Below are 24,225 nucleotides of genomic sequence, written 5' to 3' on the forward strand. Positions count from 1 at the left end.
CTCCCCCGGTCCTCTGCGGCCCGTCCCGCACGGAGCGTACCGGAGCTCTCGGAGCGGGACTAGCCTGGGACGATGCCGAGCTACCGCCTCCACCTGCCGATCGGTGCGCTGCGCGCCGGCTCCTCCCCCGCCGACGTGCTCGAGCAGGCCGCGCTCGCGCTCGGCTCCCTCCACGCCGTGGAGCGGAAGGACGTCGAGGCGCCGCTCGTCGCGGGCCGGCGCGTCGGCCGGGTGGTGCTGCGCTTCGGCGTGGATCCGAGCTCCCGGGCGGAGGAGGACGAGTCGGCACGGCGGGCCCTCGCGGCGGTGGCCCGGCATCTCGAGGAGACCGTGTGCGAGGTCGCTCCGGCGAGCGCCGTGGTGCTGAGCCGCGGTGCGGGCGGACGGTTCCGTCCGATCCCGCCGTCCCGCCCCCGGGCCTGACGACGGGTCCCGGGCCTGGGACGGGCCCTGGTCGTGGGGTGGGATGAGCACGGTGCGCCGTCCGTGCGTGCTGCCGTCGGCCCAGGGGGAGAACGATGATCCAGCCCATCACCGCACCCGTCGGCCGCCCGCTCACCACCGCGGTCACCGGCACCACGGGCAAGACCACCGTCGCGACCGCGACCCTGCAGCTGCTGCGCGCGGCGGGGCTGCGCGCGGCCGGCTGCGACTCGACCGGGATCGACGACGTGCACGGTGCGGTGAGGCCCGCGCAGTTCCGGCGCTCGGCGCCGACGACGTGCACGGTGCGGTGAGGCCCGCGCAGTTCCGGCGCTCGGCGCAGTTCCTGCCGGATCTCCTCGCCGAGCAGGTCGTGCTCGGCGAGGAGGCGATCACGCTCGAGGCCTTCGTGGGGACCCTCAAGGACGGCCTCTACGAGCACGTCGAGGTCGACGTGGCGGTGTGCACGGGGCTCGAGAGCGACCATCTCGAGGTGCACGGCAGTCTCGAGGCGTACTGGGGAGCGAAGCTGCAGCTGTTCGAGGAGCATCTGCGGCCCGACGGGGCGGTGGTGCTGGCGACGGACTGCGCGCAGGGGGAACTGGTGCGGGACGCGGCGGCGCGGCGCGGGGCGCGCCTGGTGACGGTCGGTCCCGGCGGGGACGTGGTGCTCGAGGAGGTCGAGGAGGTCGCCGCGGCCGACGGGGCGATGCGGCTCGAGGGGGTGCTGCGCGTGGGCTCGCAGCGTCTCCCGGTGCTGCTTCCGACGGTGCACGCGGTGGCGGTGACGAACCTGCTGCTCGCGGCGAGCGCGGTGATCGCCCTCGGTGCGGGGCCCGGGACGGTGGCCGAGGCGCTGGCCGGGGTGGCTCCTCCGCCGGGCCGGCTCGAGGTGATCGGGCGCCGCGGCGGCGTCACCGCGATGGTCGACACCGCGCACAGCGGACGCCGCACCATCCCGCTCGCGAGCACGAAGAACCCCGCCGGTCCGGAGACCAGCGGGGTGATTTTGTGGAGCTAGGGGGATTCGAACCCCCGACCTTCTCATTGCGAACGAGACGCGCTACCAACTGCGCCATAGCCCCATGTCGCTCGGCGACCGCATCAGATTAGCACCCCACCAGGGATGCTGTCGCATCGAGGCGGGCCTCTTGACGAAGGTCACAGAGCGGACGCTCGGCTCCCGACCCGCAGAGCCTGCAGCTCGTCCTGCAGCGCATCGAGCACCTCGAGCCGCCCCTGGCCGGAGCAGGCGACGTAGGCGGGCTGGAGATGGTCGGGCCGCTCGGCGACCTCCTCACCGGGCCATGTGCGCAGGGAGCCGCCGGCGCGGCGGACGATGTGGAAGCCGGCCGCGACGTCCCAGGAGTTGATCGCGGTCAGGGCGGTGGCGTCCGCCCATCCCGCGGCGACGTAGGCGAGCTCGAGCGCGGCGGAGCCCAGGTGGCGCACCGCGGAGACCGAGTCCTCGAGGGTGCGGACGGCGTTCGCGGCGAACTCCGGGAAGCGGGAGCCCGTGCGCTGGCCGGGGTAGCCGGACAGCACGAGGGCGTCGGGGGCGGGGCGGGTCTCGCGCGGGGTGATCTCGCGGCCGTTCAGGGTCGCGGAGCCGTCGGCCGCGGCGAAGACCTGGCCGAGCACCGGCGCGTCGATCACGCCGGCGACCAGCTCGTCGCCGATGGTGACGCCGATCGAGATGCAGAACAGCGGCAGGCCGGCGGCGAAGTTGCTGGTGCCGTCGATCGGGTCGACGTAGAAGCTGACCTGCTCGGGACCGGAGTGCTCCGCGGCGGGGCGCTCCCCGCCCTCCTCGCCGACGATGCGGGCGCTGGGCAGCAGACGGCGCAGCTCGGAGACGATGATCTCCTCGCTGCGGCGGTCGTGCTCGGTGACGATGTCGTGGCTGGAAGTCTTGTACTCGCGGGAGAGGTCGTCGCGGTCGAGGCCGCGGAGATACTCGGCGGCGGCATGCGCGGCGGTGAGGGCGTGCTCGAGCAGCTGGGCCGGGGACGGGGCGGAAGAAGCGGTGGTGTTCATCACCGCCAGGCTAGTCCGCCCTGGTCAGGATCGGGGCGACGGCCCGGAGCACGGACGCCTCCCCTTCCTCGACCGGCCCTCCACGGCATCGCCGGGTCACGCCCCGAGCAGATGGCGCAGCGCAGGCGTCATGAGCTGGCCGTCCGGGTCCGCGGCGCGGCGCACGGCGCGGAAGTCCTCGAAGCGCGGGTAGAGCCGGGAGAGCTCGCGGGCGACCAACCAGTGCATCTTGCCCCAGTGGGGCCTCGCCCCGAAGTCGGCGAGGGTGCGCTGGACCAGCAGCAGGTAGGGCCCGGCTTCCTCGCGGTGGTAGCGGTGCGCGGCGATGTACACGGTCTCCCGCTCGAACGCGGTGGAGAGCCAGACGTCGTCGGCCGCGGCCCGGCGGATCTCGAGCGGGAAGGTGACGCGCACGTCCTCGGCCGCGAAGCGGGCGCTCAGCGCCGTGAGCGCCGCCTCCAGGTGCTCGGCCGGCAGCGCCCACTCCGACTCGTGGAAGCGGACCCGGCGCGGTGCGGCGTACACCGCGGCGGAGTCGTCGACGGTGCGCGGGCCGGCGAAGACGTGGGAGGCGAGCTCGGCGACGGGCCTCGACAGCGGCGGGGCGAGGGCGGCGGCGCGGCACAGCATCTCCCAGGCGCCGTTGCCGAGCACCTTGCGCTGCAGCAGCTCGGCGGCGCGCGAGGGACGCTCCCGGGGCGCGTCGGCCGGGAGACGGCGCATGGTGCGCACGGTCGCGCGGTCGGTGCGGGGGAACCAGAAGATCTCGTGGTGGTCCTCGCTCTCGCAGGTCGCGAGGAACTCGCCGGCCGCCTCGTCGAGGGGCCGGGTGGTCTCGACCAGCTCGAGCCGGTAGGCGGGCACGCACTGCAGGGTCACCTCGAGGATCACCCCGATCGTGCCGAGGCCGAGCCGTGCCGCCTCGAAGAGGTCCCTGTCCCGGGCCGGCGAGGTGTCGAGGACGGAGCCGTCGGGCAGGGCGATCCGCAGTGCGCGCACCGTGCCCGCGAAGCCGGTGAAGCGCGCGCCGGTGCCGTGGGTGCCGGTCTGGATCGCCCCGGCGATCGACTGCCGGTCGATGTCCCCCATCGTCTCCAGCGCCAGGCCGTGCGGGGCGAGGAGCTCGGCGACCGTCCAGAGCCGGGTGCCTCCGCGCAGGGTCACCAGACCGGTCGCCTGATCGGCGCGGACCAGACCCTGATAGCCGTCGAGGGTGAGGAGCAGCCCGTCGGTCGCCACCAGCGGGGAGAAGGAGTGGCCGCCGCCGATCACGCGCAGCGGGAGACCGCGGGAGCGTGCCTCCCGGAGCGCGGCGGTGACCTCGTCCTCGCTGGTGGGGGCGAGGATCTCGTGCGGGGTGAAGCGGACCGCGCCGGACCAGTTGCGGCGCGGCCGGGGGCGGTCGGTGCGCGGGCGGCGGCTCGGGCTCATCGTCATCGACGGCTCCTTCCGGGACAGGGACGGCGGGGCGCTGCGGGCCGGGGATCAGAGGAAGGTCAGGCCCTCGCCGCGATAGGTGGGCATCGGGTCCAGGACCTGCTCGCCCTGGACGGGCAGGTAGTGGGAGAAGTGCTCGGCGGGCTCGCCGGCCTTGGCGTGCCGCAGCCACACCGTGTCGCCGACGCGCAGGTCCTCGGCTGCGGGCCCGATCACGGGGGTCTGCACCTCGCCGGCCGCCTCCTGCGGGGCGAAGGCGAGTCCGGGCGGATGGGCGATGGTGGGCAGGCGGTCCGTGCCGGGCGGGCCGGAGGCGATCCACCCGCCGCCGAGCGCGGTCGCGACGCCCGGTGCGGGGCGGCGCACGACGGAGGTGCCCAGCCACAGCGCGGGCTGCGGGGAGAAGCCGCGGTAACGGTCGAACAGGCCCGGCCCGATCAGTCCCGAGCCGGCGGCGACCTCGGTGACGGCCTCCTCGGCGGCGCTGGACTCGAGCGAGCCGGTGCCGCCGGCGTTGACGAACTCGAGCGGGGCGAGCGCCCGGACGGCGGCGACCACCTCGGCGCGGCGTGCGGCGATCTCTGGGCGGGAGAGGCGCTTCATCGCGCGGACCGCGGCGCCGTAGGGGGTGGGCGCGGCGTCGGTGACCCCGGCGATGTGCCCCTCGTAGGCCATCAGGCCCACCAGCTGGAGCCGGGGCCGGGCGAGCGCCGCGCGGGCGAGGTCGACGGCCTGGCCCGCCGTGCGCACCGGGGATCGCAGGGCGCCGAAGCGGATCCCGGGCAGCGGGGCGTAGGAGACGTCGAGCTCGAGCGCCACGCGGATCCTGCGTCCGCCCGTGCGGGGAGGGAGGTCGGCGGTGGCGTCGAGGATCAGGTCCAGCTGCGCGGTCTCGTCGACCATGAGCGTGATCGCGTCCAGCGCCTCCGGCGAGGCGGCGAGGCGGCGCAGCGCCCCGCGCTCCGCGGTCGGATAGGCGACCAGCACGTCCCGTGCCCCGTGGGCGACGAGCCACAGGGCCTCGGGGAGGGTGAAGGCGAGGATCCCTGCGATGCCGGGGCGGGCGAGGAGCCGGTCGAGCAGTCCCCGCACCCGCAGCGACTTCGAGGCGATGCGCACCGGGGTGCCGCCGGCGCGGCGGAGGAGGTCGTCGGCATTGGCGTCGACGGCGTCGAGGTCGAGGACCGCGAGGGGTCGCTCGGACCATCCCGCCCGGGCCAGCAGTCCGTCGAGTCCCGCGAGGTCGCGCACCGGGTCCGCCTCAGGCGCGGCGGCGGGCGAGGATCTCGTCGAGGTGGAGGTCCTGGGCGGGGGCGAAGCTCTCCTCGACCGCCTCCGCCTCCTCGACGTGGGCGCGCTCCAGCGGCACGGACTCCGGGAGCATGCTGCGGCGGTGGGCGGCGTGACGGCTGGCGAGGTCGTCGACCTCGCCGCGCAGGGCGTAGGTGGGCCGCGGCACCGGGCGGGGCGTCCACTCCCCCGGGCGCGTGACCTGCTCGGCCGCGCGCTCCGAGGCGGTCTCGAGCACGGACGCGGAGGCGGTCTCGGCCTCCGCGGACGCGGCGGGGTGCTGCGCGGCGGAGACGGCCGACGGGGCGGACAGCTCGCGCCCGGCGCTCGCTGGCGCCTGCTCGGCGCGTCGACGCGCGGTCTCGGCCTCGGCCTGCTCCTGACGGGCGCGGGTCGCGGCGCGGGTGCGGCGGGCCCGACGCTCCAGCTCGGCACGGCGCAGCCCCACCAGGAACACGCCGAGCACGACCGCGCCGAGGACCGGCGGCCACCAGGGCAGCACGTTCGCGACCGCGCCGACGACCAGCGCGGCGGTGAGGACGATCAGCCCGATCAGCACCCCGCGCATGAGGCGGCGCGAGCGTCCGCGCTCCTCGCCGAGGTCGACGCGGGTGCCGGGGTCGGTGTCGAAGCGGGGCCGACGGGTCGGATCGGCGGGACGCATGAGCAGGCGGTCCTGGGGCATGGGAGTGGTCACCTCGGCAGACGAGCGGCGGGCGTGGACGGCCTCGGAGAGATCCCGGGCCTGGGGCGTCATCCCGGCCTCGTCCGCAGCGCGGGCGCGGCCCATCACCTCGCGACGGGCCGCGGTGCGCGGCAGCGCGTACACCAGCCACAGCAGCAGCAGGCCGCCGAAGAGGACGGCACCGAGATTGATCGACTCCACACCGCCACAGTAATGACACCGATGTGATTCGCCTGGTCACGGAGCGGGCGTGTCGGCGAGCAATTCCGTGCGCCGCGCCACCGCGGGGCTCAGCCGGTCGGTGCGGGGCTCGGATGCTCGCGATGCAGGCGGCGCAGGACCCCGTAGCCGGCATGGTCGGTCGCGACCTCCTCGGCGGTCAGCGCGAAGACGAGGTGGTCGCGCCAGCCGCCGTCGACGTGGATCGCCGCGCGGCGCAGCCCCTCGGGGCGCAGGTTCAGCTTCTGGACCACGCGCAGGCTCGGCGCGTTCTCGGGCCGCACGGTCACCTCGACCCGGTGCAGGCCCAGCTCGGCGAAGAGGTGGTCGATCACCAGCGCCGCCGCGCGCGGCGCCAGTCCGCGGCCGGCCATCTCCCGGTCCACCCAGTAGCCGAGCACCGCCGAGCGCACCGCCCCGTACTGGATGGGGCCCGCGGTGATCTGCCCGACCACCCGTCCTCCGACGACCATCGCCAGCGGGAGGGAGGTCCCCAGCCGCGCCTGCTCGTCGGCCCAGCGGCGCAGGGTGCGGAAGTCCGCGGGCCCGCGCTCGCTCAGCGGGTCCGTCGCGTCCCACGGCCGCAGCCAGTCGGCGCTGCGGGCACGCAGCCGCTCGAAGTCTCCGCGGTCGCGCCGTCGCAGCGGGCGCAGCGTCAGCTCCCCGTCGCGCAGGACCAGGGGCCACACGTGAACCATCGCGTCATCGTAGACGTCCGACGGACTCGCCTGCGCGTTCTCCCGCCGTGTGCGACTCTGGGCCGTGGACGCCCGGCCTCGGCCGATGCGCCGCCGACCGGGGCCTCCCTCCCCCGGGTCGGCGCGCCGGGCGGAGAGCCGGCGCCTGCGCAGGAGCAGTGCGCGCAGCAGGAGAAGGAGGCACTCGTGGACGAGCAGCTCGTGGACAAGCAGTCGGAGAAGAAGGCGCTGCGCACGACGCTGCGCGCGGACCGGCGTGCCGTGTACGGCGCGGACCCCGGCCGGCGCTCCCGCGAGGCGGAGGCGATCCTCGCGCATGCCGCGGGGATCGTCGCGGACATCGAGGCGCTGGCCGCACGTCGCGAGGAGGCCGGGGACCCGGCCCCTCGCGTCGCCGCCTTCCATCCCACCCCGACGGAGGCCGACGTGATGCCGCTGGCCTCCGCCCTCGCCGCGCGGGGCGCGGAGCTCGTGTTCCCCGCCGCCGCCGGGCCGGAGCTCGAGTGGATCCGCTGGGACGGGGTCTCCGACTTCGCCGACTCCCCCGGGCGCGGCTTCGGGAAGGAGCCCCGGGGCGAGCGGCTCCGGCCCGATGCGCTCTCCGGGGCCGTGCTCGTGCTCGCCCCTGCGCTCTCCGTGGACCGCTCCGGCACCCGGATCGGGCACGGCGCCGGCTACTACGACAGGGCGCTGACCACCCTTCCCTCCGAGGCGCGGGTGGTGGTCGTGATCCATCCGCACGAGCTGCTCGCGGCCGGGACGCTCCCCCGCGAGGAGCACGACGTGCCGATCCGCGAGGTGCTGACGGCCGACGGGTTCGTCTCGCTGGTCACCTCCGATCCCGTCTGAGCGCCGCGCGTCGTAGACTTCCTGCGGCCGCCCGTGCGCGGCCCGCACATCGACCATCCCGGAGGACCCGCGTGCCCACGTACGTCTATGCCTGCAAGAACTGCGGACATCGTTTCGAGCAGTACCAGAGCTTCAGCGAGGACTCGCTGACCACCTGCCCCGAGTGCGCGCAGGAGGCCCTGCGGAAGGTCTTCGACTCGGTGGGCATCGTCTTCAAGGGCTCGGGCTTCTACTCGACGGACTCGGCGACCTCGGGCGCCTCCACGGTGGGCGGGGGCTCCTCCTCCGATGGGGCGGGCAGCTCCGCCTCGTCCTCGGAGGGATCGGCCGGCTCGTCCTCCGCCGGCTCGTCCTCGGGCGGTTCCTCGGCGGGCTCCGCCTCGCAGCCGGCCGCCGCGGCCTCCTGACCTCTCCTCCCCATCGCCCCGCCGTCCACTGCGGGGCGCGATCCGTCGCGCCGTCACAGGGTCGGCCCTAGCGTCGGGGCATGCTCACTCGACTGCTCCCCCACCTGCCGACCTGGCGCCGGGCCCTGCGCCGTCGGCGCCGCACGCTGGCGGTGCTCGTCGTGGCCGCCGCCGCGGTGCTGCTGGTGCCCTCGCTCGTGCCGGGCTCGGTGACCGGGACGGAGGTGGTGGTCGCCGACGAGGACCTGCCGACCGGCACCACCCTGGAGGCAGAGCAGATGCGCACCGTCGAGGTCGCGAGCTCGCTGGTGCCCTCCGGTGCCGCGACCGCTGCGGAGGACCTCGTGGGAGAGCGCCTCGCCGCCCCGGTCGCCGAGGGCGGACCGATCCTCGCCGGGGACCTCCTCGGCGCCGGCGAGGACCCCCTCCCCGAGGGGACGGCGCTGCTGGCCGTCCCCGTGCCGGAGGTGCTGCTGCCGCATCTTCGATCGGGGACGCGGATCGAGCTGCTGATGAGCGATCCCGTGGACGGGTCCGCGACCCGCATCCCCGCGGAGATCCGTTCCCTCTCCGCCGCCGCGACGAGCACGGGAGCGCTCAGCACAGGGACCGATACCGGTGTCCAGGCGCTTGTCCTCGTGGATCGGCAGCGGTCTGGAGAAGTCGCTCACGCTCTCGGTACGTCGAACGTCATGGTGTCCGTGATCCGCTAGAGTCCGAGCGGGCCGTGACTTCGGTTCTCCCTCATCCCCCATCTTGAGAAGGAACTCCCCATGAAGGGCTTCAAGGACTTCGTCATGCAGGGCAACGTCATCGACCTCGCGGTCGGTGTCGTGATCGGCGGCGCGTTCACCGCGCTGGTCACCGCCTTCGTCGACAACCTCATCAACCCGGTCGTCGCCGCCGCGGGCGGCGCGGACAGCGTCGAGGGCTTCGGCTTCAAGATCTTCGAGAACAACGAGGCGACCTTCATCAACTTCGGTGCCGTGATCTCCGCGATCATCACCTTCCTGATCACCGCGGCCGTCGTCTACTTCGTCTTCGTGATGCCGATGACCAAGGCCCGCGAGGCGGCCAACCGTCGCAAGGGCGTCGAAGAGGAGGTCGAGGCGGCTCCCGAGGACATCGTGCTCCTCTCCGAGATCCGCGACCTGCTCAAGACCCAGAACCCCCAGGGCGGCAACCCCCAGGTCTGATCCTGGTCCGTTCCACCCTGGCGCGGCATCGCCCGCGCACCCCACGACGGGGGCGGCACCACCTGGTGCCGCCCCCGTCGTCGTTCCCGGGGTGGAGCTCGTTTCCCGGCCAGGACCCGCGCGCGAGACCGGTGCCCGCCGCGGCGCCGAGGCGGTATGCGATAGCGTCCCCCGGGTGACCCGCTCCTCCACCGCCCCGAAGGGCACCACCCGCCCCGGGGAGCCCGCCGTCCAGGGCGCGGAGGACGCGGCCGCTGCGGACGGCCCCGATCCCGAGGCGATGATCGAGGCGACGATCGCCTGGTACGCGGAGACCGCCCGCGACCTCCCCTGGCGCTCTCCCGACGCGACGGCCTGGGGGATCCTCGTCTCCGAGGTGATGCTGCAGCAGACCCCCGTGGTGCGGGTGCTGCCGCGCTGGCTGGAGTGGATGCAGCGCTGGCCCGAGCCGGCCGACCTCGCCGACGCCCCGACCTCCGAGGTGCTGCGCGCCTGGGATCGGCTCGGCTATCCGCGCCGTGCGCTGCGCCTGCAGGAGTGCGCGCGCGAGATCGTGAGCGCGCACGGGGGCGTGGTCCCCCGCGGCGAGGAGCGGCTGCGATCGCTGCCCGGGATCGGCGAGTACACCGCCGCCGCGGTCACCGCCTTCGCCCACCACGACCGCGCCGTAGTCGTGGACACCAACATCCGGCGCGTCCTCGCCCGCGCCGTCCGCGGCAGGGCGCTGCCGGACCGCTCCTACTCCGCCGCCGAACGGGCGCTCGCCACGCACACGCTGCCCGCGGAGCGTGAGCGGTCGGTGGCGTGGAACCAGGCCGTGATGGAGCTCGGCGCGCTGGTGTGCACTGCGCGGACGCCCCGCTGCGTCCAGTGCCCCCTCGCGAGGGTCGGCTGCGCGTGGGTCGCCGCGGGCCGCCCCGAGCCCGAGGAGGACACGCGACGCCGTCAGTCCTTCGAGGGGACGGACCGGCAGATGCGCGGGCGGATCATGGCGCTGCTGCGCGAGCAGGGCACGGCCGGTCCTGCGATGCTCGCAGCGCTGGATCCCGAGGATCCGGTGCGGGTGGAGCGCTGCGTGCGCTCCCTGCTGGCCGACGGGCTCGCAGCGGTGGCGGAGGAGGCGGGAGGGGCCGCCGCGGCGGGCGACGCCGGCGCGCTCCCCGGCCTGCGTCTGCCCTGAGGCACCGCGCAAGCCCTGAAGCACGGCGCCGACGGGCTCAGGCGCTCCGGTCGAGCTGCTTGATCATGCGGGTGTTGCCCAGGGTGTTGGGCTTGACCCGGGCGAGGTCCAGGAACTCCGCGATCCCCTCGTCCGGGGAGCGCAGCAGCTGGCTGTAGATCTCCGGGTCGACCGTCTCGGCCATCTCCTCGAAGCCGTGACGTGCGAAGAACTCGACCTCGAAGGTCAGGCAGAACACGCGCTCGAGACCGAGCTGCACGGCCCGGTCCAGCAGCGCCTCCAGCATCCGGTGGCCGAGGCCCGTGCCGCGCACCGTGTCGGACACGGCGAGGGTGCGCACCTCCGCGAGGTCCTCCCACATCACGTGCAGGGCGCCGCACCCCACCACCGTGCCGTCCTCGTCGACCGCGACGAGGAACTCCTGGACGGCCTCGTAGTAGGAGACGAGGTCCTTGCCCAGCAGGATCCCGGTATGGGTCATCGGCTCGACGATCGCGTTGATGGCGCGGACGTCGGCCGGGAGCGCGGGACGGATCTGTGCGCCGGTGCCTGAGGTCATGCGGGGCTGTCCTCTCCGTGGACGGTGGTGGCGGCGTCGGCCTCGGCGTCCGCGCCGGGGCCGGTGCCGACGGCGGAGCCGGCGCCGACGGCGGAACCGGTGCCGACGCCTGTGCCGGTCTCGACGGCGGAGCCGGCCTCTGCGTCGGCCTCGGCGTCGCGACGCTCGGCATCGCGGCGCTCGGCGCGACGGTCGAGCCAGCGGTGCACGGCCGCGATGATCCGCTCGACCACCAGTGCCATCACGATCGCGGCGACGAGCGCCACGGTGATCGCGAGCAGGTGGTTGTTCTCGAACCAGGCGCCGGCGACCGCGCCGATCGCGCAGGAGTACACCGCCCACACAAACGTGGACAGCAGCGAGCGGGGCCAGAACAGGCGGTGCGGGTAGTGCACGGCGCCCGCGACGAGGTTCACGGCGGTGCGGCCGAAGGGGATGTAGCGGGCCGTCATGAGGAAGACCAGGGCCCGCTTGCGCAGCCCGTTCTCCGCGGCCTCGACCGCGCGTCGACCCTTGCCCCCGCGCAGGAAGCGGAAGCGCTCCCAGCCGATCTTGTTGCCCAGGAGATAGCCGAGGTTGTCCCCGGTGAAGGCGCCGGCCCAGGCCGCCAGCCCGATCAGGATGATCGAGGGTCTTCCGGAGCTCGACCACAGCGAGGACAGGGACACGATCGTCGACTCGCTGGGGACGGTCGGGAAGAAGCCGTCCAGGGCGGCGAAGGCGTAGACGACGAGGTGGACCCACCAGGCGTCGCCGATCTGGAGGATCCAGTCCTCCAGGACGCCGGTCAGCGAGAGGAGACGATCGAGCAGCTCTCCCATGGGTCCTTCCGGTCAGGGGTCCCGCGGCCCCATGGGGGCCGCTGCGCTCCGGGACGAGATCCCGTGACCGGTGATCCCGGTCCGGGAGTGCTCCGCGCTCCGGCGAGCGACCGGAGGCGGGATCGGTCACGGCCCGGCTCCCGCGGGCGGGGGCCGGGCCGTGGCCCGAGCTCAGGAGGTGCTGGCCTCCGCGCTGTCGGGCGTGCTGTCGGCGCCGTCCGCGCCGTCCGCGTGGGTGACGTCCTCGGCGCGGGCCTGGGTCATCGACTCCACGTCGACCACATCGGAGATCGGCTCGAGGGAGCCGTCCTCGCCGCGGCGGGCGAAGGTGAGATCGCCCAGCAGGCCCTCGCCCTCGGCGTCGACCACGATCTGGTCGCCGACCTGGACCTGGCCGAACAGGATCCGCTCGGAGAGCGAGTCCTCGATGTCGCGCTGGATGGTGCGGCGCAGCGGCCGCGCGCCCAGCACGGGGTCGTAGCCCTTCTCGGCCAGCAGGTCCTTCGCCGGCTGCGTGAGCTCGAACGTCATGTCGCGGTCCTGCAGACGACGCGAGAGCTTCGCGACCTCGAGATCGACGATCTGGACGATCTCGGTCCTGGACAGCTGCGGGAAGACCACCACGTCGTCGACGCGGTTGAGGAACTCGGGCTTGAAGTGCTGCTTGAGCTCCTCGTGGACCTTCGACTTCATCCGCTCGTAGTCGGTGGAGAGGTCGCCGCCCGCGGTGAAGCCCATGGAGACGCCCTTGGCGATGTCCCGGGTGCCGAGGTTGGTGGTCATAATGATGATGGTGTTCTTGAAGTCCACCACGCGGCCCTGGGAGTCGGTCAGGCGACCGTCCTCCAGGATCTGCAGCAGCGAGTTGAAGATGTCCACATGGGCCTTCTCGACCTCGTCGAACAGCACGACGGAGAACGGCTTGCGGCGCACCTTCTCGGTGAGCTGGCCGCCCTCGTCGTAGCCGACGTAGCCGGGGGGCGAGCCGAACAGGCGCGAGGCGGTGTGCTTCTCGCCGAACTCCGACATGTCCAGCTGGATGAGCGCCTCCTCGTCGCCGAAGAGGAACTCGGCCAGGGCCTTGGCCAGCTCCGTCTTGCCGACGCCGGTGGGCCCGGCGAAGATGAACGAGCCACCGGGCCGCTTGGGATCCTTCAGGCCCGCACGGGTGCGGCGGATCGCCCGGGAGATGGCCTTGATGGCCTCGTCCTGCCCGATGACGCGCTTGTGCAGCTCGTCCTCCATGTTCAGCAGGCGCGAGGACTCCTCCTCGGTGAGCTTCACGATCGGGATGCCGGTGGAGGCGGCGAGGACCTCGGCGATGACCTCCTCGGAGACGGTGGTCACCGCGTCGGACTCGCCGTGGCGCCAGGCCTTCTCCTTCTCGTCACGCTCGGACTTGAGCTTCTGCTCCTCGTCGCGGAGGTTCGCGGCGAGCTCGAAGTCCTGCCCGTCGATCGCCTCCTCCTTCTTCTTCCGCGCCTCCTCGATGCGGGAGTCGAACTCCTTGAGCTCCGGCGGCGCGGTCAGGCGGCGGATGCGCAGGCGGGCGCCGGCCTCGTCGATCAGGTCGATCGCCTTGTCCGGCAGGAAGCGGTCGTTGACGTAGCGGTCGGCGAGGTTCGCCGCGGCGACGAGGGCGGAGTCGGTGATGGTCACCTTGTGGTGCGCCTCGTAGCGGTCGCGCAGGCCCTTGAGGATCTCGACCGTGTGCGCGACCGAGGGCTCGTCGACCTGGATCGGCTGGAAGCGGCGCTCGAGCGCGGCGTCCTTCTCGATGTGCTTGCGGTACTCCTCGAGGGTGGTCGCACCGATCGTCTGCAGCTCGCCGCGGGCCAGCATGGGCTTGAGGATGCTGGCGGCGTCGATCGCGCCCTCGGCGGCACCGGCCCCGACGAGGGTGTGGATCTCGTCGATGAACAGGATGATGTCGCCGCGGGTGCGGATCTCCTTGAGCACCTTCTTCAGGCGCTCCTCGAAGTCGCCGCGGTAGCGGGAGCCCGCGACCAGGGAGCCGAGGTCGAGGGTGTAGAGCTGCTTGTCCTTGAGCGTCTCGGGGACGTCCCCGGCGACGATCGACTGGGCGAGACCCTCCACGACGGCGCTCTTTCCGACGCCGGGCTCGCCGATCAGGACGGGGTTGTTCTTGGTGCGGCGGCTGAGCACCTGCATGACCCGCTCGGCCTCGCTCTCGCGCCCGATGACCGGGTCGAGCTTGCCGTCGCGGGCGGCCTGGGTGAGGTTGCGGCCGAACTGGTCCAGCACGAGCGAGCCCGAGGGCTGACCCTCGGCGGGGCCGCCGGCGTTGGCCGGCTCCTTGCCCTGGTAGCCGGAGAGGCGCTCGATGACCTCCTGGCGCACGGCCGACGGCTCGGCCTTGAGGCGGGAGAGCACCTTGACGGCGGTGCCCTCGCCCTCGCGCAGCAGGCCGAGCAGGATGTGCTCGGTGCCGATGTAGTTGTGGCCGAGCTGGAGCGCCTCGCGCAGGCTCAGCTCGAGCACCTTCTTGGCGCGCGGGGTGAAGGGGATGTGGCCCGAGGGGGTCTGGTTGCCCTCGCCGATGATGTCCCGGACCTGCTCGCGCACGGCGTCGAGCGTCACGCCGAGGGCCTCGAGCGCCTTCGCGCCGACGCCCTCGTTCTCGTGGATCAGGCCCAGCAGGATGTGCTCGGTGCCGATGTAGTTGTGGTTGAGCAGGCGGGCCTCGTCCTGCGCCAGGACGACGACGCGACGCGCCCGGTCGGTGAACCGTTCGAACATGGTCCTCCCCCATTCGGTGGTGGTGATGGATCGAGAGTACGCGGATCGGGCGGGGATTCCCCGTGTGTTCGCCGCGGGCGTGATGGCTGTTCGCCGTGGGCATGACGACCCGCTCCACCGGTGGCCGCGGGATCCCGACACGCGCCGCCGACCCGCCGGTCGGGTGCCACGGGACGATCGGGCCCGCCCCGTATCATGGCGTGCGTCACATCCCCTTCCCCAAGGAGCACCTCATGGGCGCCATCGTCGGCGGAATCATCCTCTTCGTCCTGGGAGCCATCGCGCGCTTCGCCCTCGAGATCGACATGCCGGGGGTGGACTCGGCCATGCTCGGCACCATCCTGATGGTCGCGGGAGCGGTGCTGTTCCTCGTCGGCCTGCTGCTGATGCTGCGCTCGCGCAAGACCGTGGTGGACACCCAGAACGCTCCGGGGCACAGCGTCTCCGAGCGCCGCGACCCCCCGCCGAACGTCTGAGGGTCACGACCCGACCGAGGCGGCATCCCCTGTGAGGGGTGCCGCCTCGTCGCTGTGCAGGCGGCGAGGCGCCCGGCGCGGGCGCGGCGACCCCGGGCGGACGCCTGCGGACACGAGATACGCTGATGGGCACGACCGCCCGGGGCCGCGCGAGGCAGCACGCCGACCGGCCGCGAGGCGAGTGACGAGCAGCGAACGGAGAGACATGGCAGACCTGGACGTGACCCGCGCGGATGCGGTGCTGATCGGCGGCGGCATCGCCAGCGCGACCCTCGCCGCGATGCTCACCGAGCTCGAGCCGGACTGGGACATCGTGGTCCTCGAGCGCCTGGACTCCCTCGGCGCGGAGTCCAGCGACGCATGGAACAACGCCGGGACCGGGCACAGCGCGCTGTGCGAGCTGAACTACACCCCGCAGGACGTGGACGGCTCCGTCAGCCCCGCCAAGGCCATCGCGATCAATGAGCAGTTCCAGGTCTCTCGCCAGTTCTGGACCCACCTCGTGGAGAACGACCGGATCGGCGACCCCTCCCACTTCATCCACACCGTCCCGCACATGAGCTTCGTGCACGGGATGGAGAACGCGGACTACCTGCGACGCCGCCACGAGGCGCTCGTCGCCAACCCGCTCTTCGACCGCATGGAGTTCACCACCGAGCACGCCCGGCTCGCCGAGTGGGCGCCGCTGGTCTCCGAGGGACGCCCGGTCACCGAGACCATCGCCGCGACCTGGTCGCCCGACGGCACCGACGTCGACTTCGGGGCCCTGACCCGGGAGATGCTCGACTTCGCCTCCCGCGCCGGGACCACCGTCGCCACCGGCTCCGAGGTCGTGGACCTGCGCCGCATGGGCAACGACTGGGGCGTCATGGTGCGCAGCACGGCCGACGACTCCCTGCGCGTGGTGCGTGCGCCGTTCGTGTTCGTCGGCGCGGGCGGCTACGCCCTGCCGCTGCTGCAGAAGTCCGGGATCGAGGAGATCCGCGGCTTCGGCGGCTTCCCGATCTCGGGCCAGTGGCTGCGCTGCACCGACCCGGCCGTCATCGCGCGGCACGACGCGAAGGTGTACGGAAAGGCCGCCGTCGGCGCCCCGCCGATGAGCGTCCCGCACCTGGACACCCGGTACGTCGGCGGGAAGCGCTCGCTGATGTTCGGCCCGTACGCGGGCTGGTCGCCGAAGTTCCTCAAGTCCGGCTCCTACACGGACCTCTTCGAGTCGATCAAGCCCTCGAACCTCACCCAGATGATGGCGGTCGCGCCGCCGAACCTCGACCTCATGGTCTACCTCGGCTCGCAGCTCGCCGCGACCACCCACAAGCGCTTCGAGGCGCTGCTGGAGTACATGCCCGACGCCGACATGTCCGACTGGGAGGAGGTCACCGCCGGGCAGCGCGTCCAGGTGATCGCCCCCGACAAGAAGAAGCACGGCGTGCTGCAGTTCGGCACCCAGCTGATCACCGCGGCCGACGGGTCGATCGGCGGCATGCTCGGCGCCTCCCCCGGCGCGTCGACCGCGACGAGCATCATGCTCACGATGCTCGAGAAGATGTTCCCCCAGCGCATCGAGGCGTGGCGACCCGCGCTCAAGCAGATGGTCCCCAGCTGGGGCACCCACCTCTCGGAGGATGCGGAGCTCGCGCACCGCACCCTCGAGCGGACCGCCGCCGCCCTCGACCTCACCCACTGAGAGCCACCCGGCCTCGCCCACTGCGCGTCGACGACGACGCCTCGCCGCTCCAGGAGAGCTCATGCGGATCTCGCTGATGACCACCTGTCTCGTGGACGTGATGGCCCCGGACGTCGCCCGGGCCACCGTCACCCTCCTGGAGCGGCTGGGCCACGAGGTGGTGTTCGACAGGCGGCAGACCTGCTGCGGCCAGATGCACACCAACTCCGGCTACTACACCGAGGCCGCGCCGATCGTGCGCTCCTTCGTGGACACCTTCGAGCCGGCGCTCGAGGAGGTGGACGCGATCGTGATGCCCTCGGGCTCCTGCACCGGCTGCGTCCGCGACCAGCACGCGCTGGTCGCCCGCCACGAGGGCGACACGGCGCTCGAGGAGCGCACCGCCGCGGTCGCCGCGAGGACCTACGAGCTCTCCGAGCTGCTGGTGGACGTGCTGAAGGTGACCGACGTGGGGGCGTACTTCCCCCATTCGGTCACCTACCACCCCACCTGCCACTCGATGCGCTTCCTGAAGGTGGGGCCGCGCCCGCTGAAGCTGCTGCGCGCGGTCGAGGGGATCGAGGTGAAGAACCTGCCCGAGTCCGACACCTGCTGCGGCTTCGGCGGGACCTTCTCGGTGAAGAACGACGCCACCAGCGACGCGATGGTCACCGACAAGGCCGCGAACGTCGTCGCCTCCGGTGCGGAGTTCGTGGTCGCGGGCGATGCCTCGTGCCTGATGAACATCGGCGGGAAGCTGCACCGCACCGGGGCGGCACCGAGGTCGGTGCATCTCGCGCAGATCCTCGCCTCGACGAAGGAGGACCCCTTCGTCCCGTCGGAGACCATCCTCGGGAGGGCGTCATGAGCACCGTCCAGCTGGGCATGCCGGGCGTGCGTCCGCAGCACGCCTCGCCCGTCTCGACCCTGCGGGGCGAGCGCGGGTTCCCGGAGGCGGCGCGGGAGGCGCTGGGCGATGCGACCCTGCGCGCGAACATGCGCCACGCGACCTCGACGATCCAGGCCAAGCGCGCCGGGGCGGTGCGCGAGGTGCGCGACTGGCAGAAGCTCCGCAGCGCCGGCAGCGCCCTGAAGTGGCAGGTCACCGACCATCTCCCGGAGCTGCTCGAGCAGCTCGAGGAGTCGGTGGCAGCCGCAGGGGGCGTCGTGCACTGGGCCCGCGATGCCGAGGAGGCCTCCGAGATCGTCACCCGCCTCGCCCTCGAGCGCGATGCCCGGGAGGTGCTGAAGGTCAAGTCGATGGCGACCCAGGAGATCGGCCTGAACGAGGCGCTCGCACATGCGGGCATCCGGGCGATCGAGTCCGATCTCGCGGAGCTCATCGTCCAGCTCGCGGACGACACCCCCTCCCACATCCTGGTCCCCGCGATCCACCGCAACCGTGCGGAGATCCGCGAGATCTTCCTGGCGGCGATGCCGGATCTCGATCCGTCGATCACCGACGACCCGGCCGAGCTCGCGGAGGCGGCGCGCCGCTTCCTGCGCGAGAAGTTCCTGGACATGCCCGGCTCGGTCGCGATCTGCGGGGCGAACTTCGCGGTCGCCGAGACGGGCACGCTGGTGGTCGTGGAGTCCGAGGGCAACGGGCGGATGTGCCTGACCCTGCCGCGGACCCTGATCTCCGTGGTCGGGATCGAGAAGATCGTCCCCACCTTCCAGGACCTCGAGGTGTTCCTGCAGCTGCTGCCCCGTTCCTCGACCGGAGAGCGGATGAACCCGTACACCACCCTGTTCACGGGCGTGCACGAGGGCGACGGCCCCGAGGAGTTCCATCTGGTGCTGCTGGACAACGGGCGATCGTCGGTGCTGGAGGACCCCGAGGGGCGCAGCGCCCTGCATTGCATCCGCTGCTCGGCCTGCTTGAACGTGTGCCCGGTCTATGCGCGCACGGGCGGCCACGCCTACGGCTCGACCTATCCCGGCCCGATCGGCGCGATCCTCTCCCCGCAGATGACGGGCATGAGCGGCACCGACGACCCGAACTCGACGCTCCCCTACGCCTCGAGCCTGTGCGGCGCCTGCTACGACGTGTGCCCGGTGAAGATCGACATCCCCGAGATCCTCGTGCACCTTCGTGCGAAGGACGTGGACCGGCGCCGCGAGGCGCGCGGCGAGTTCCACGGCAGCTGGGACCTGGCGCTGAAGGGTGCGAGCCGCCTGATGTCCTCCCCTCGCGCCTACGACCTCGCCGTCCGCTCGGCGAAGCCGCTGTCCTCGCTGCTGCCCGGCGCGAACATCGGACGGCTCCCGGGGGCCCTGCCGATCATCCCGGGCTGGACCGACCACCGCGATCTGCCCAGTCCCCCGCAGTCCTTCCGGTCCTGGTGGGACGAGCGCGAGAAGGAGCGCGTCGCTCGGGGCCCGGAGGGACCGGCGTCCGACGGGCCCGGCGAGAACGGCCGCGCACGGTCGGCCGACGGACCCGCCCCGGACGGTGACGCCTCGGCCGCCGGCACCCCCGACGGGGAGGAGCGGCCGTGAACGACTGGACCGATGCCCGCCCCGCCCGCACGCCGGGGATGAGCGCGAAGGACGAGATCCTCGCCCGCGTTCGCACCGCGCTCGCGGCCCCGCGCCGCGATGCGGTGACCGGCGCCGAGGACGTGCCCCGCGACTACCAGCGCTCCGATGACAGGCAGGAGCTCGGCACCGCCCCGGAGAAGGTGCGCGACGTGCTCGTCCAGCGGCTCCAGGACTACACCGCGGTGGTGCACCGCACCACGGCGTCGGAGCTCCCGGCCGCGATCGCCGCGGCGCTCGGCGACGCCGACTCGGCGGTGGTCCCCGCCGGTCTGCCGCCCGAGTGGATGCCTCCGCCCGGCGTCGCTGTCACCGTCGACGACGGCACCGCCTCGCCCCGCGAGCTCGACGGGATCGACGCCGTGCTCACCGGCTGCCACACCGCCATCGCGCTGACCGGCACGATCGTACTGCGGGGCGACGACCTCGGCGGCAGGCGCGCGATCTCGCTGGTCCCGGACCGGCACGTCGTGGTCGTCGAGGCCGAGCAGGTCGTGCTCGGGGTGCCGCGCGGCATCGAGCGCATGGCCGAGGATCCCCGTGCCGCGTGGACGATGATCTCCGGGCCGAGCGCGACCAGCGACATCGAGCTCGACCGTGTCGAGGGCGTCCACGGCCCCCGCCGTCTCGAGGTCGTGCTCCTCGAGCCCGAGCCGACACCCGAGCCGGAGCCGTCGCCCGCACCCGCACCGGAGCCCGGCCCCGACGCCCCCGCCCGCCCTCCGGCCGACAGCGGCCCCACCACCCCCACCTCCCAGGAGAGCAGCCGATGACCACTCCCCTCACGCCCGCCGACCTCGGCTCCCCCGCAGACGCTCCCGGGGACGCGGGCCGTGCCGCCCGCGATCGCGGCGACCTGCTGGTCCTCGTCGCCGGGGACTACCGCGCCGAGATCTCCACCGTCGGCGCGACGCTCGAGTCCCTCACCGTCGGTGGTCGGAATCTCGTGCTCCGCAGCCCCGAGGAGGGGCCGATGCTGTTCTACCGGGGCGCGATCGTGGCGCCCTGGCCGAACCGGATCGGGGACGGCACCTACGTGTGGGACGGCGAGGAGCTGCGCACCCCGCTCAGCGAGCCCGAGCGCGGCAACGCCCTCCACGGGCTCGTCTCCTTCCAGTCCTTCACCCCCGCGTCGGTGGACGAGGACGAGGTGGTGCTGCGCACCGAGCTGTTCCCCACCCCCGGCTATCCCTTCCACCTGCTGCTCACGGTCCGCTGTGCGCTCTCCCCCGAGGAAGGGCTGACCACCACGGTCACCGCCCGGAACCTCGGCCGGAGCGATGCCCCCTACGGGGTGTGCCCGCATCCCTATCTCGTCGCCGGCCCCGAGCCGCTGGACGAGTGGTCGCTGCAGGTCGCGGCGGGAACGGTGCTGACGGTGACCGAGGATCGGCTGCTGCCCACCGGCACCGCGCCGGTCCCGCCCGGCGATCCCTTCGACTTCTCCGCTCCGCGCGTGCTCGGCGACCTGTTCATCGACCACGCCTTCACCGACCTCACCCGGGACGCGGAGGGGCGCCTGGAAGTCGCCGTCACCGCTCCCGGCGGCACCGGGGTGGAGCTCACCGCCGGTCCCGAGTGCCCGTGGCTCCAGATCCACACCGGGGACCGCCCGGAGCCGGAGCACCACCGCCGCGGCCTCGCGGTCGAGCCGATGACCTGCCCGCCGGACGCCTTCCGCAGCGGCACCGACGTGGTGCGCCTGGCCCCGGGCGACGAGCACGCCGCCTCCTGGAGCATCCGCGGCTGGTGACCGGCTGATCGGCGCGGCCGGCCCGACGGCGGGCGGGGGACGCCGCGCCGGCGCGCCGCACGAAGCGCGGCCCAGGACAGGACGAGGGCCCGTGACCGTCATGGTCGCGGGCCCTCGTCGAAGGCGTCGGCGGCTCACGGCCGCCGGGCGGGGATCACTCCCCGTGGGCCTCCTCGTACGCCTTGCGGATCGCGCCGGAGATCCGGCCGCGATCGGGGACCTCGTAGCCCGCCTCACGCGCCCACTCGCGGATGCGCGAGGAGTCGTTCGAGCTCGCACGGGAGCCGGAGGCGGTGCCGCGGGTGCGGCGACCCCCGACGCGGCGCGCCTTGCCGACCCACCCGCTCAGCTCCTCGCGGAGCTTCTCCGCGTTCTCGGCCGTCAGGTCGATCTCGTAGGCGACGCCGTCCAGGGCGAAGCTCACCGTCTCCTCGGCCTTGTCACCGTTGATGTCGTCGATGAGCTCCACGTAGGTCTTCCGTGCCATAGGGGTTCTCCCTCGCTGGTGGTTTCCGGACTTCATCATGAACACATGGGGTGTTCACGATATCGCCCAGTATCCATTACGAGGCCGGTCATTTCAATCTGATTACGGGGCGTGTGGACGAAGGGGCATTCCTCGTCACTCGCGCCGCCGTCTCAGGGATCTTTCCGGGGCTGCTTCCGCTCGAGCAGCTCCTGCTCCGCCTGGCGCTCGGCCTCCCGCTCGCGGCGGTCGGCCCGCAGCAGCGAGCGGATCACGAACCAGAACAGCAGCCCCACGCCGATCGAGGGCAGCAGCGCACCGGCCTCGAACCAGAACCCGGAGTCCATCTCAGGCCCCCGGCTTCACGAGCGGGAACAGGATCGTCTCGCGGATGCCGAGCCCCGTCAGGGCCATGAGCAGGCGGTCCACGCCCATGCCCATGCCTCCCGTCGGCGGCAGCGCGTACTCCATCGCCTCGAGGAAGTCCTCGTCCAGGCGCATCGCCTCGTCGTCGCCCTGGGCGGCGAGCTCCGCCTGCTGGGCGAAGCGCTCGCGCTGGATGACGGGATCGACCAGCTCGGAGTAGCCGGTGGCGAGCTCGAAGCCGCGCACGTACAGGTCCCACTTCTCGACCACGCCGGGCGTGCTGCGATGGGCGCGCACCAGCGGGCTGGTCTCCACCGGGAAGTCGCGCACGAAGGTCGGCTCGTGCAGGTGGTCGCCCACGCGATGCTCGAAGAGCTCCTCGACGAGCTTGCCGTGGCCGTACTTCGGGTGGTCGAGGTCCAGCTCGAGCGAGCGGGCGATCTCCCGCAGGCGCGCCGGGGTGGTCTCGGGGGTGATCTCCTCGCCGAGGGATTCGGAGAGCGAGCCGTAGACGGTGATCTTCGCCCATTCCCCGGAGAAGTCGTATTCGGTGCCGTCGGCGAGGGTGACGACCTGGGAGCCGGTGGCGGCCTCGGCGGCCTCCTGGATCAGCGACTGCGTGAGCTCGCCGATCGAGTCGTAATCCCCGTAGGCCTGGTAGGACTCGAGCATCGCGAACTCGGGCGAATGCGTGGAATCGGCGCCCTCGTTCCGGAAATTGCGGTTGATCTCGTAGACCTTCTCGAGCCCGCCCACCGCGGCGCGCTTGAGGAAGAGCTCCGGCGCGATCCGCAGGTACAGGTCCAGGTCGAAGGCGTTCATGTGGGTGACGAACGGCCGTGCCGCCGCACCCGAGGGGATCACCTGCAGCATCGGGGTCTCGACCTCGACGAACTCCCGGCCGCGGAAGGACTCGCGCAGGGAGTGCATGACCTCGGAGCGCAGGCGCACCGCGTCCCGCGCCTCCTGGCGCACGATCAGGTCGACGTAGCGGCGGCGCACCCGCGACTCCTCGGAGAGGTCCGCGTGGAGCACCGGGAGGGGGCGCACCGCCTTCGCGGCCATCTGCCAGGAGTCGGCGAAGATGCTCAGCTCGCCGCGACGGGACGCACCGACCCGGCCGTGGAAGAAGACGTGGTCGCCGAGATCGACGTCGGCCTTGAGATCGGCGAGGCGCTCCTCGCCGATCACGGCCTGCGAGGCCATGATCTGCAGACGCTCCCCGGCGCCGTCCTGGAGGGTGACGAAGGCGAGCTTGCCCGTGTTGCGCTGGAAGACGACGCGACCGGAGACGCCGACCTCGTCGTCCGTCTCCACGCCGGCCTCGAGGTGGCCGTACTCCGCGCGGACCTCGGCGATCGTGGCGGTCACGGGGACGGAGACGGGATAGGGCTCCTCCCCGCGCGCCAGCAGGCGCTCCCGCTTGGACCGTCGGACCGCGATCTGGTCGGAGCTGTCGGTCACCTCGGAGGCAGGGGGGTTCTCGCTCATGGCTGCGATTGTCTCATCACCGCGCGCGTGACGTCCTCAGGGATCAGGGTGCTGTCGCCACCGCCACAGCGGCATCCAGCAGCCGGGTGCCCTCGACGCGTCCGGCGAGCACGACGAGCACCTCGCCGCGGTGGTCGGGGCCGGCGGGCTCGAGGGTCGCGGGGTCCAGGGCGAGCGCGTAGTCCCAGTCGATCTCCGCCCGCTCCCGCGCGGCCTCCAGCGCGTCCTGGATGCCGGCGAGGGAGGGGGCGGCCGCGAGCGCCGCGGCGATCGTGCGGGACAGGGCCAGGGCCTGCTCCTTCCCGGCCGCGGAGAGATAGGCGTTGCGGCTGGAGCGAGCGAGGCCCGTCTCCTCCCGCTGGATCTCCACGGGCTCGATCCGCACGGGCAGGTCGAGGTCGGCGACCAGGCGCTGGATGATCGCGAGCTGCTGGGCGTCCTTGCGCCCGAACACGCTCAGGTGCGGGTCCGTCAGGCGCAGCAGCTTCGCGACGACGGTGACGACGCCGTCGAAGTGGCCGGGCCGGGCGGCGCCCTCGAGGACCGTGCCGGCGCGGCCGGCGCTCACCGAGACCGTCGGCGGCATGACGGGGTACATCTCCTCCACGCCCGGGGCGAAGACGAGGTCGACGAGCCCGTCGACGAGGGCGAGATCCGCCTCGAGGTCGCGGGGATAGGCCTCGTAGTCCTCCCCCGGTCCGAACTGGAGGGGGTTGACGAAGTCGGTGAGGATCACGTGGTCGGCGAGCTCGCGGGCTCTCTCGACCAGGGCCAGGTGCCCGGCATGGAGGGAGCCCATGGTGAGCACTGCCGCGACCGTCCCGTCCATCGCGGCGCGGTGCTCGCGCAGCGCGGACTTGGTGGTGACGAGCGTGGTGCGCGGGGTGCTCTCGGGCACGGCGGGG

At 72.9% G+C, this 24,225-nt stretch carries 26 protein-coding genes and 1 tRNA gene; 14 read left to right on the top strand and 13 right to left on the bottom strand.

What is annotated here, in order from left to right; all coding sequences use genetic code 11:
• Positions 1 to 72: 72 nt before the first annotated feature.
• The 3 genes from DS079_RS00180 to DS079_RS00185 all read left to right on the top strand — a co-directional run bounded on the left by DS079_RS00180 (position 73) and on the right by DS079_RS00185 (position 1,444).
• On the top strand, positions 73 to 423 hold the full coding sequence (locus DS079_RS00180) for a hypothetical protein (protein ID WP_126984333.1): 351 nt from the start codon (positions 73 to 75) through the stop codon (positions 421 to 423).
• Between the two features lie 95 nt (positions 424 to 518).
• Positions 519 to 737: a hypothetical protein gene (locus DS079_RS16980; RefSeq protein ID WP_164736046.1), complete on the top strand. Its 219-nt coding sequence runs from the start codon at positions 519 to 521 to the stop codon at positions 735 to 737.
• Complete coding sequence (locus DS079_RS00185) at positions 734 to 1,444, top strand: Mur ligase family protein (protein WP_164736047.1); 711 nt, start codon at positions 734 to 736, stop codon at positions 1,442 to 1,444. The genes DS079_RS16980 and DS079_RS00185 overlap by 4 nt, the downstream gene beginning before the upstream one ends.
• Here DS079_RS00185 and DS079_RS00190 read toward each other — a convergent pair.
• The 6 genes from DS079_RS00190 to DS079_RS00215 all read right to left on the bottom strand — a co-directional run bounded on the left by DS079_RS00190 (position 1,436) and on the right by DS079_RS00215 (position 6,789).
• Positions 1,436 to 1,508: transfer RNA gene (locus DS079_RS00190), tRNA-Ala, on the bottom strand. The genes DS079_RS00185 and DS079_RS00190 overlap by 9 nt on opposite strands.
• 76 nt (positions 1,509 to 1,584) lie before the next feature.
• The gene (locus DS079_RS00195) at positions 1,585 to 2,460 is read right to left on the bottom strand and encodes an inositol monophosphatase family protein (RefSeq protein ID WP_126984335.1); all 876 of its coding nucleotides are present in this window, start codon (positions 2,458 to 2,460) and stop codon (positions 1,585 to 1,587) included.
• A gap of 96 nt (positions 2,461 to 2,556) precedes the next feature.
• Positions 2,557 to 3,897, bottom strand: coding sequence for a D-arabinono-1,4-lactone oxidase (locus DS079_RS00200; protein ID WP_164736048.1), 1,341 nt, complete (start codon positions 3,895 to 3,897; stop codon positions 2,557 to 2,559).
• A gap of 48 nt (positions 3,898 to 3,945) precedes the next feature.
• A complete protein-coding gene (locus DS079_RS00205) occupies positions 3,946 to 5,148 on the bottom strand; it encodes an alanine racemase (RefSeq protein WP_126984336.1) in 1,203 nt (400 codons plus the stop codon).
• A gap of 10 nt (positions 5,149 to 5,158) precedes the next feature.
• Positions 5,159 to 6,073 (bottom strand): hypothetical protein, encoded by a 915-nt coding sequence (locus DS079_RS00210; RefSeq protein ID WP_126984337.1) that lies wholly within the window; start codon positions 6,071 to 6,073, stop codon positions 5,159 to 5,161.
• 89 nt (positions 6,074 to 6,162) lie between these two features.
• Positions 6,163 to 6,789: a GNAT family N-acetyltransferase gene (locus DS079_RS00215; protein WP_126984338.1), complete on the bottom strand. Its 627-nt coding sequence runs from the start codon at positions 6,787 to 6,789 to the stop codon at positions 6,163 to 6,165.
• A gap of 186 nt (positions 6,790 to 6,975) precedes the next feature.
• Between DS079_RS00215 and DS079_RS00220 the strand changes: the two genes are divergently transcribed.
• The 5 genes from DS079_RS00220 to DS079_RS00240 all read left to right on the top strand — a co-directional run bounded on the left by DS079_RS00220 (position 6,976) and on the right by DS079_RS00240 (position 10,421).
• The gene (locus DS079_RS00220) at positions 6,976 to 7,638 is read left to right on the top strand and encodes a 5-formyltetrahydrofolate cyclo-ligase (RefSeq protein ID WP_126984339.1); all 663 of its coding nucleotides are present in this window, start codon (positions 6,976 to 6,978) and stop codon (positions 7,636 to 7,638) included.
• 71 nt (positions 7,639 to 7,709) lie between these two features.
• Positions 7,710 to 8,045 (top strand): FmdB family zinc ribbon protein, encoded by a 336-nt coding sequence (locus tag DS079_RS00225; RefSeq protein WP_053917534.1) that lies wholly within the window; start codon positions 7,710 to 7,712, stop codon positions 8,043 to 8,045.
• An 80-nt stretch (positions 8,046 to 8,125) separates the two neighbouring features.
• Positions 8,126 to 8,758, top strand: coding sequence for an SAF domain-containing protein (locus tag DS079_RS00230; protein ID WP_126984340.1), 633 nt, complete (start codon positions 8,126 to 8,128; stop codon positions 8,756 to 8,758).
• Positions 8,759 to 8,818: 60 nt separating this feature from the next.
• On the top strand, positions 8,819 to 9,241 hold the full coding sequence (gene mscL / locus DS079_RS00235; protein WP_010551061.1) for a large conductance mechanosensitive channel protein MscL: 423 nt from the start codon (positions 8,819 to 8,821) through the stop codon (positions 9,239 to 9,241).
• 280 nt (positions 9,242 to 9,521) lie between these two features.
• Positions 9,522 to 10,421 carry an HhH-GPD family protein gene (locus DS079_RS00240; RefSeq protein WP_126985041.1) on the top strand — a complete coding sequence of 300 codons (900 nt, stop codon included), beginning with the start codon at positions 9,522 to 9,524 and terminating at the stop codon, positions 10,419 to 10,421.
• Between the two features lie 37 nt (positions 10,422 to 10,458).
• On the opposite strand, the gene DS079_RS00245 is transcribed toward DS079_RS00240, so the two are convergent.
• The 3 genes from DS079_RS00245 to DS079_RS00255 all read right to left on the bottom strand — a co-directional run bounded on the left by DS079_RS00245 (position 10,459) and on the right by DS079_RS00255 (position 14,561).
• Positions 10,459 to 10,980: an amino-acid N-acetyltransferase gene (locus tag DS079_RS00245; RefSeq protein ID WP_053917537.1), complete on the bottom strand. Its 522-nt coding sequence runs from the start codon at positions 10,978 to 10,980 to the stop codon at positions 10,459 to 10,461.
• Positions 10,977 to 11,801, bottom strand: coding sequence for a DedA family protein (locus DS079_RS00250; protein WP_126984341.1), 825 nt, complete (start codon positions 11,799 to 11,801; stop codon positions 10,977 to 10,979). Before DS079_RS00250 ends, DS079_RS00245 begins: the two co-directional genes overlap by 4 nt.
• Positions 11,802 to 11,972: 171 nt before the next feature.
• A complete protein-coding gene (locus DS079_RS00255; protein WP_126984342.1) occupies positions 11,973 to 14,561 on the bottom strand; it encodes an ATP-dependent Clp protease ATP-binding subunit in 2,589 nt (862 codons plus the stop codon).
• A 233-nt stretch (positions 14,562 to 14,794) separates the two neighbouring features.
• Between DS079_RS00255 and DS079_RS00260 the strand changes: the two genes are divergently transcribed.
• The 6 genes from DS079_RS00260 (at position 14,795) to DS079_RS00285 (ending at position 20,997) form a co-directional block, all read left to right on the top strand.
• Entirely contained in the window at positions 14,795 to 15,037 is a 243-nt protein-coding gene (locus DS079_RS00260; protein WP_029360583.1) for a DUF6458 family protein, read from the top strand.
• 205 nt (positions 15,038 to 15,242) lie between these two features.
• On the top strand, positions 15,243 to 16,724 hold the full coding sequence (locus DS079_RS00265; RefSeq protein WP_126984343.1) for a malate:quinone oxidoreductase: 1,482 nt from the start codon (positions 15,243 to 15,245) through the stop codon (positions 16,722 to 16,724).
• Between the two features lie 61 nt (positions 16,725 to 16,785).
• A complete protein-coding gene (locus tag DS079_RS00270) occupies positions 16,786 to 17,571 on the top strand; it encodes a (Fe-S)-binding protein (RefSeq protein WP_126984344.1) in 786 nt (261 codons plus the stop codon).
• Positions 17,568 to 19,205, top strand: a complete 1,638-nt coding sequence (locus tag DS079_RS00275) for a lactate utilization protein B (protein WP_126984345.1) — start codon at positions 17,568 to 17,570, stop codon at positions 19,203 to 19,205. Before DS079_RS00270 ends, DS079_RS00275 begins: the two co-directional genes overlap by 4 nt.
• Entirely contained in the window at positions 19,202 to 20,017 is an 816-nt protein-coding gene (locus tag DS079_RS00280) for a LutC/YkgG family protein (protein WP_126984346.1), read from the top strand. The genes DS079_RS00275 and DS079_RS00280 overlap by 4 nt, the downstream gene beginning before the upstream one ends.
• Entirely contained in the window at positions 20,014 to 20,997 is a 984-nt protein-coding gene (locus DS079_RS00285) for an aldose 1-epimerase family protein (RefSeq protein ID WP_126984347.1), read from the top strand. Before DS079_RS00280 ends, DS079_RS00285 begins: the two co-directional genes overlap by 4 nt.
• A gap of 154 nt (positions 20,998 to 21,151) precedes the next feature.
• Here the strand turns inward: DS079_RS00285 and DS079_RS00290 are convergent, their stop codons facing one another.
• The 4 genes from DS079_RS00290 to panC form a co-directional block, all read right to left on the bottom strand.
• The gene (locus DS079_RS00290) at positions 21,152 to 21,484 is read right to left on the bottom strand and encodes a histone-like nucleoid-structuring protein Lsr2 (protein WP_010551050.1); all 333 of its coding nucleotides are present in this window, start codon (positions 21,482 to 21,484) and stop codon (positions 21,152 to 21,154) included.
• Between the two features lie 152 nt (positions 21,485 to 21,636).
• Complete coding sequence (locus DS079_RS16985) at positions 21,637 to 21,810, bottom strand: hypothetical protein (protein ID WP_010551049.1); 174 nt, start codon at positions 21,808 to 21,810, stop codon at positions 21,637 to 21,639.
• Position 21,811: 1 nt separating this feature from the next.
• Complete coding sequence (gene lysS / locus DS079_RS00295; protein WP_053917545.1) at positions 21,812 to 23,320, bottom strand: lysine--tRNA ligase; 1,509 nt, start codon at positions 23,318 to 23,320, stop codon at positions 21,812 to 21,814.
• Positions 23,321 to 23,363: 43 nt separating this feature from the next.
• Complete coding sequence (gene panC / locus DS079_RS00300; RefSeq protein ID WP_164736049.1) at positions 23,364 to 24,218, bottom strand: pantoate--beta-alanine ligase; 855 nt, start codon at positions 24,216 to 24,218, stop codon at positions 23,364 to 23,366.
• Between the last annotated feature and the right edge of the window lie 7 nt (positions 24,219 to 24,225).

This window comes from Brachybacterium paraconglomeratum (assembly GCF_003994255.1).
GTDB classification, from domain to species: Bacteria; Actinomycetota; Actinomycetes; order Actinomycetales; family Dermabacteraceae; genus Brachybacterium; species Brachybacterium conglomeratum.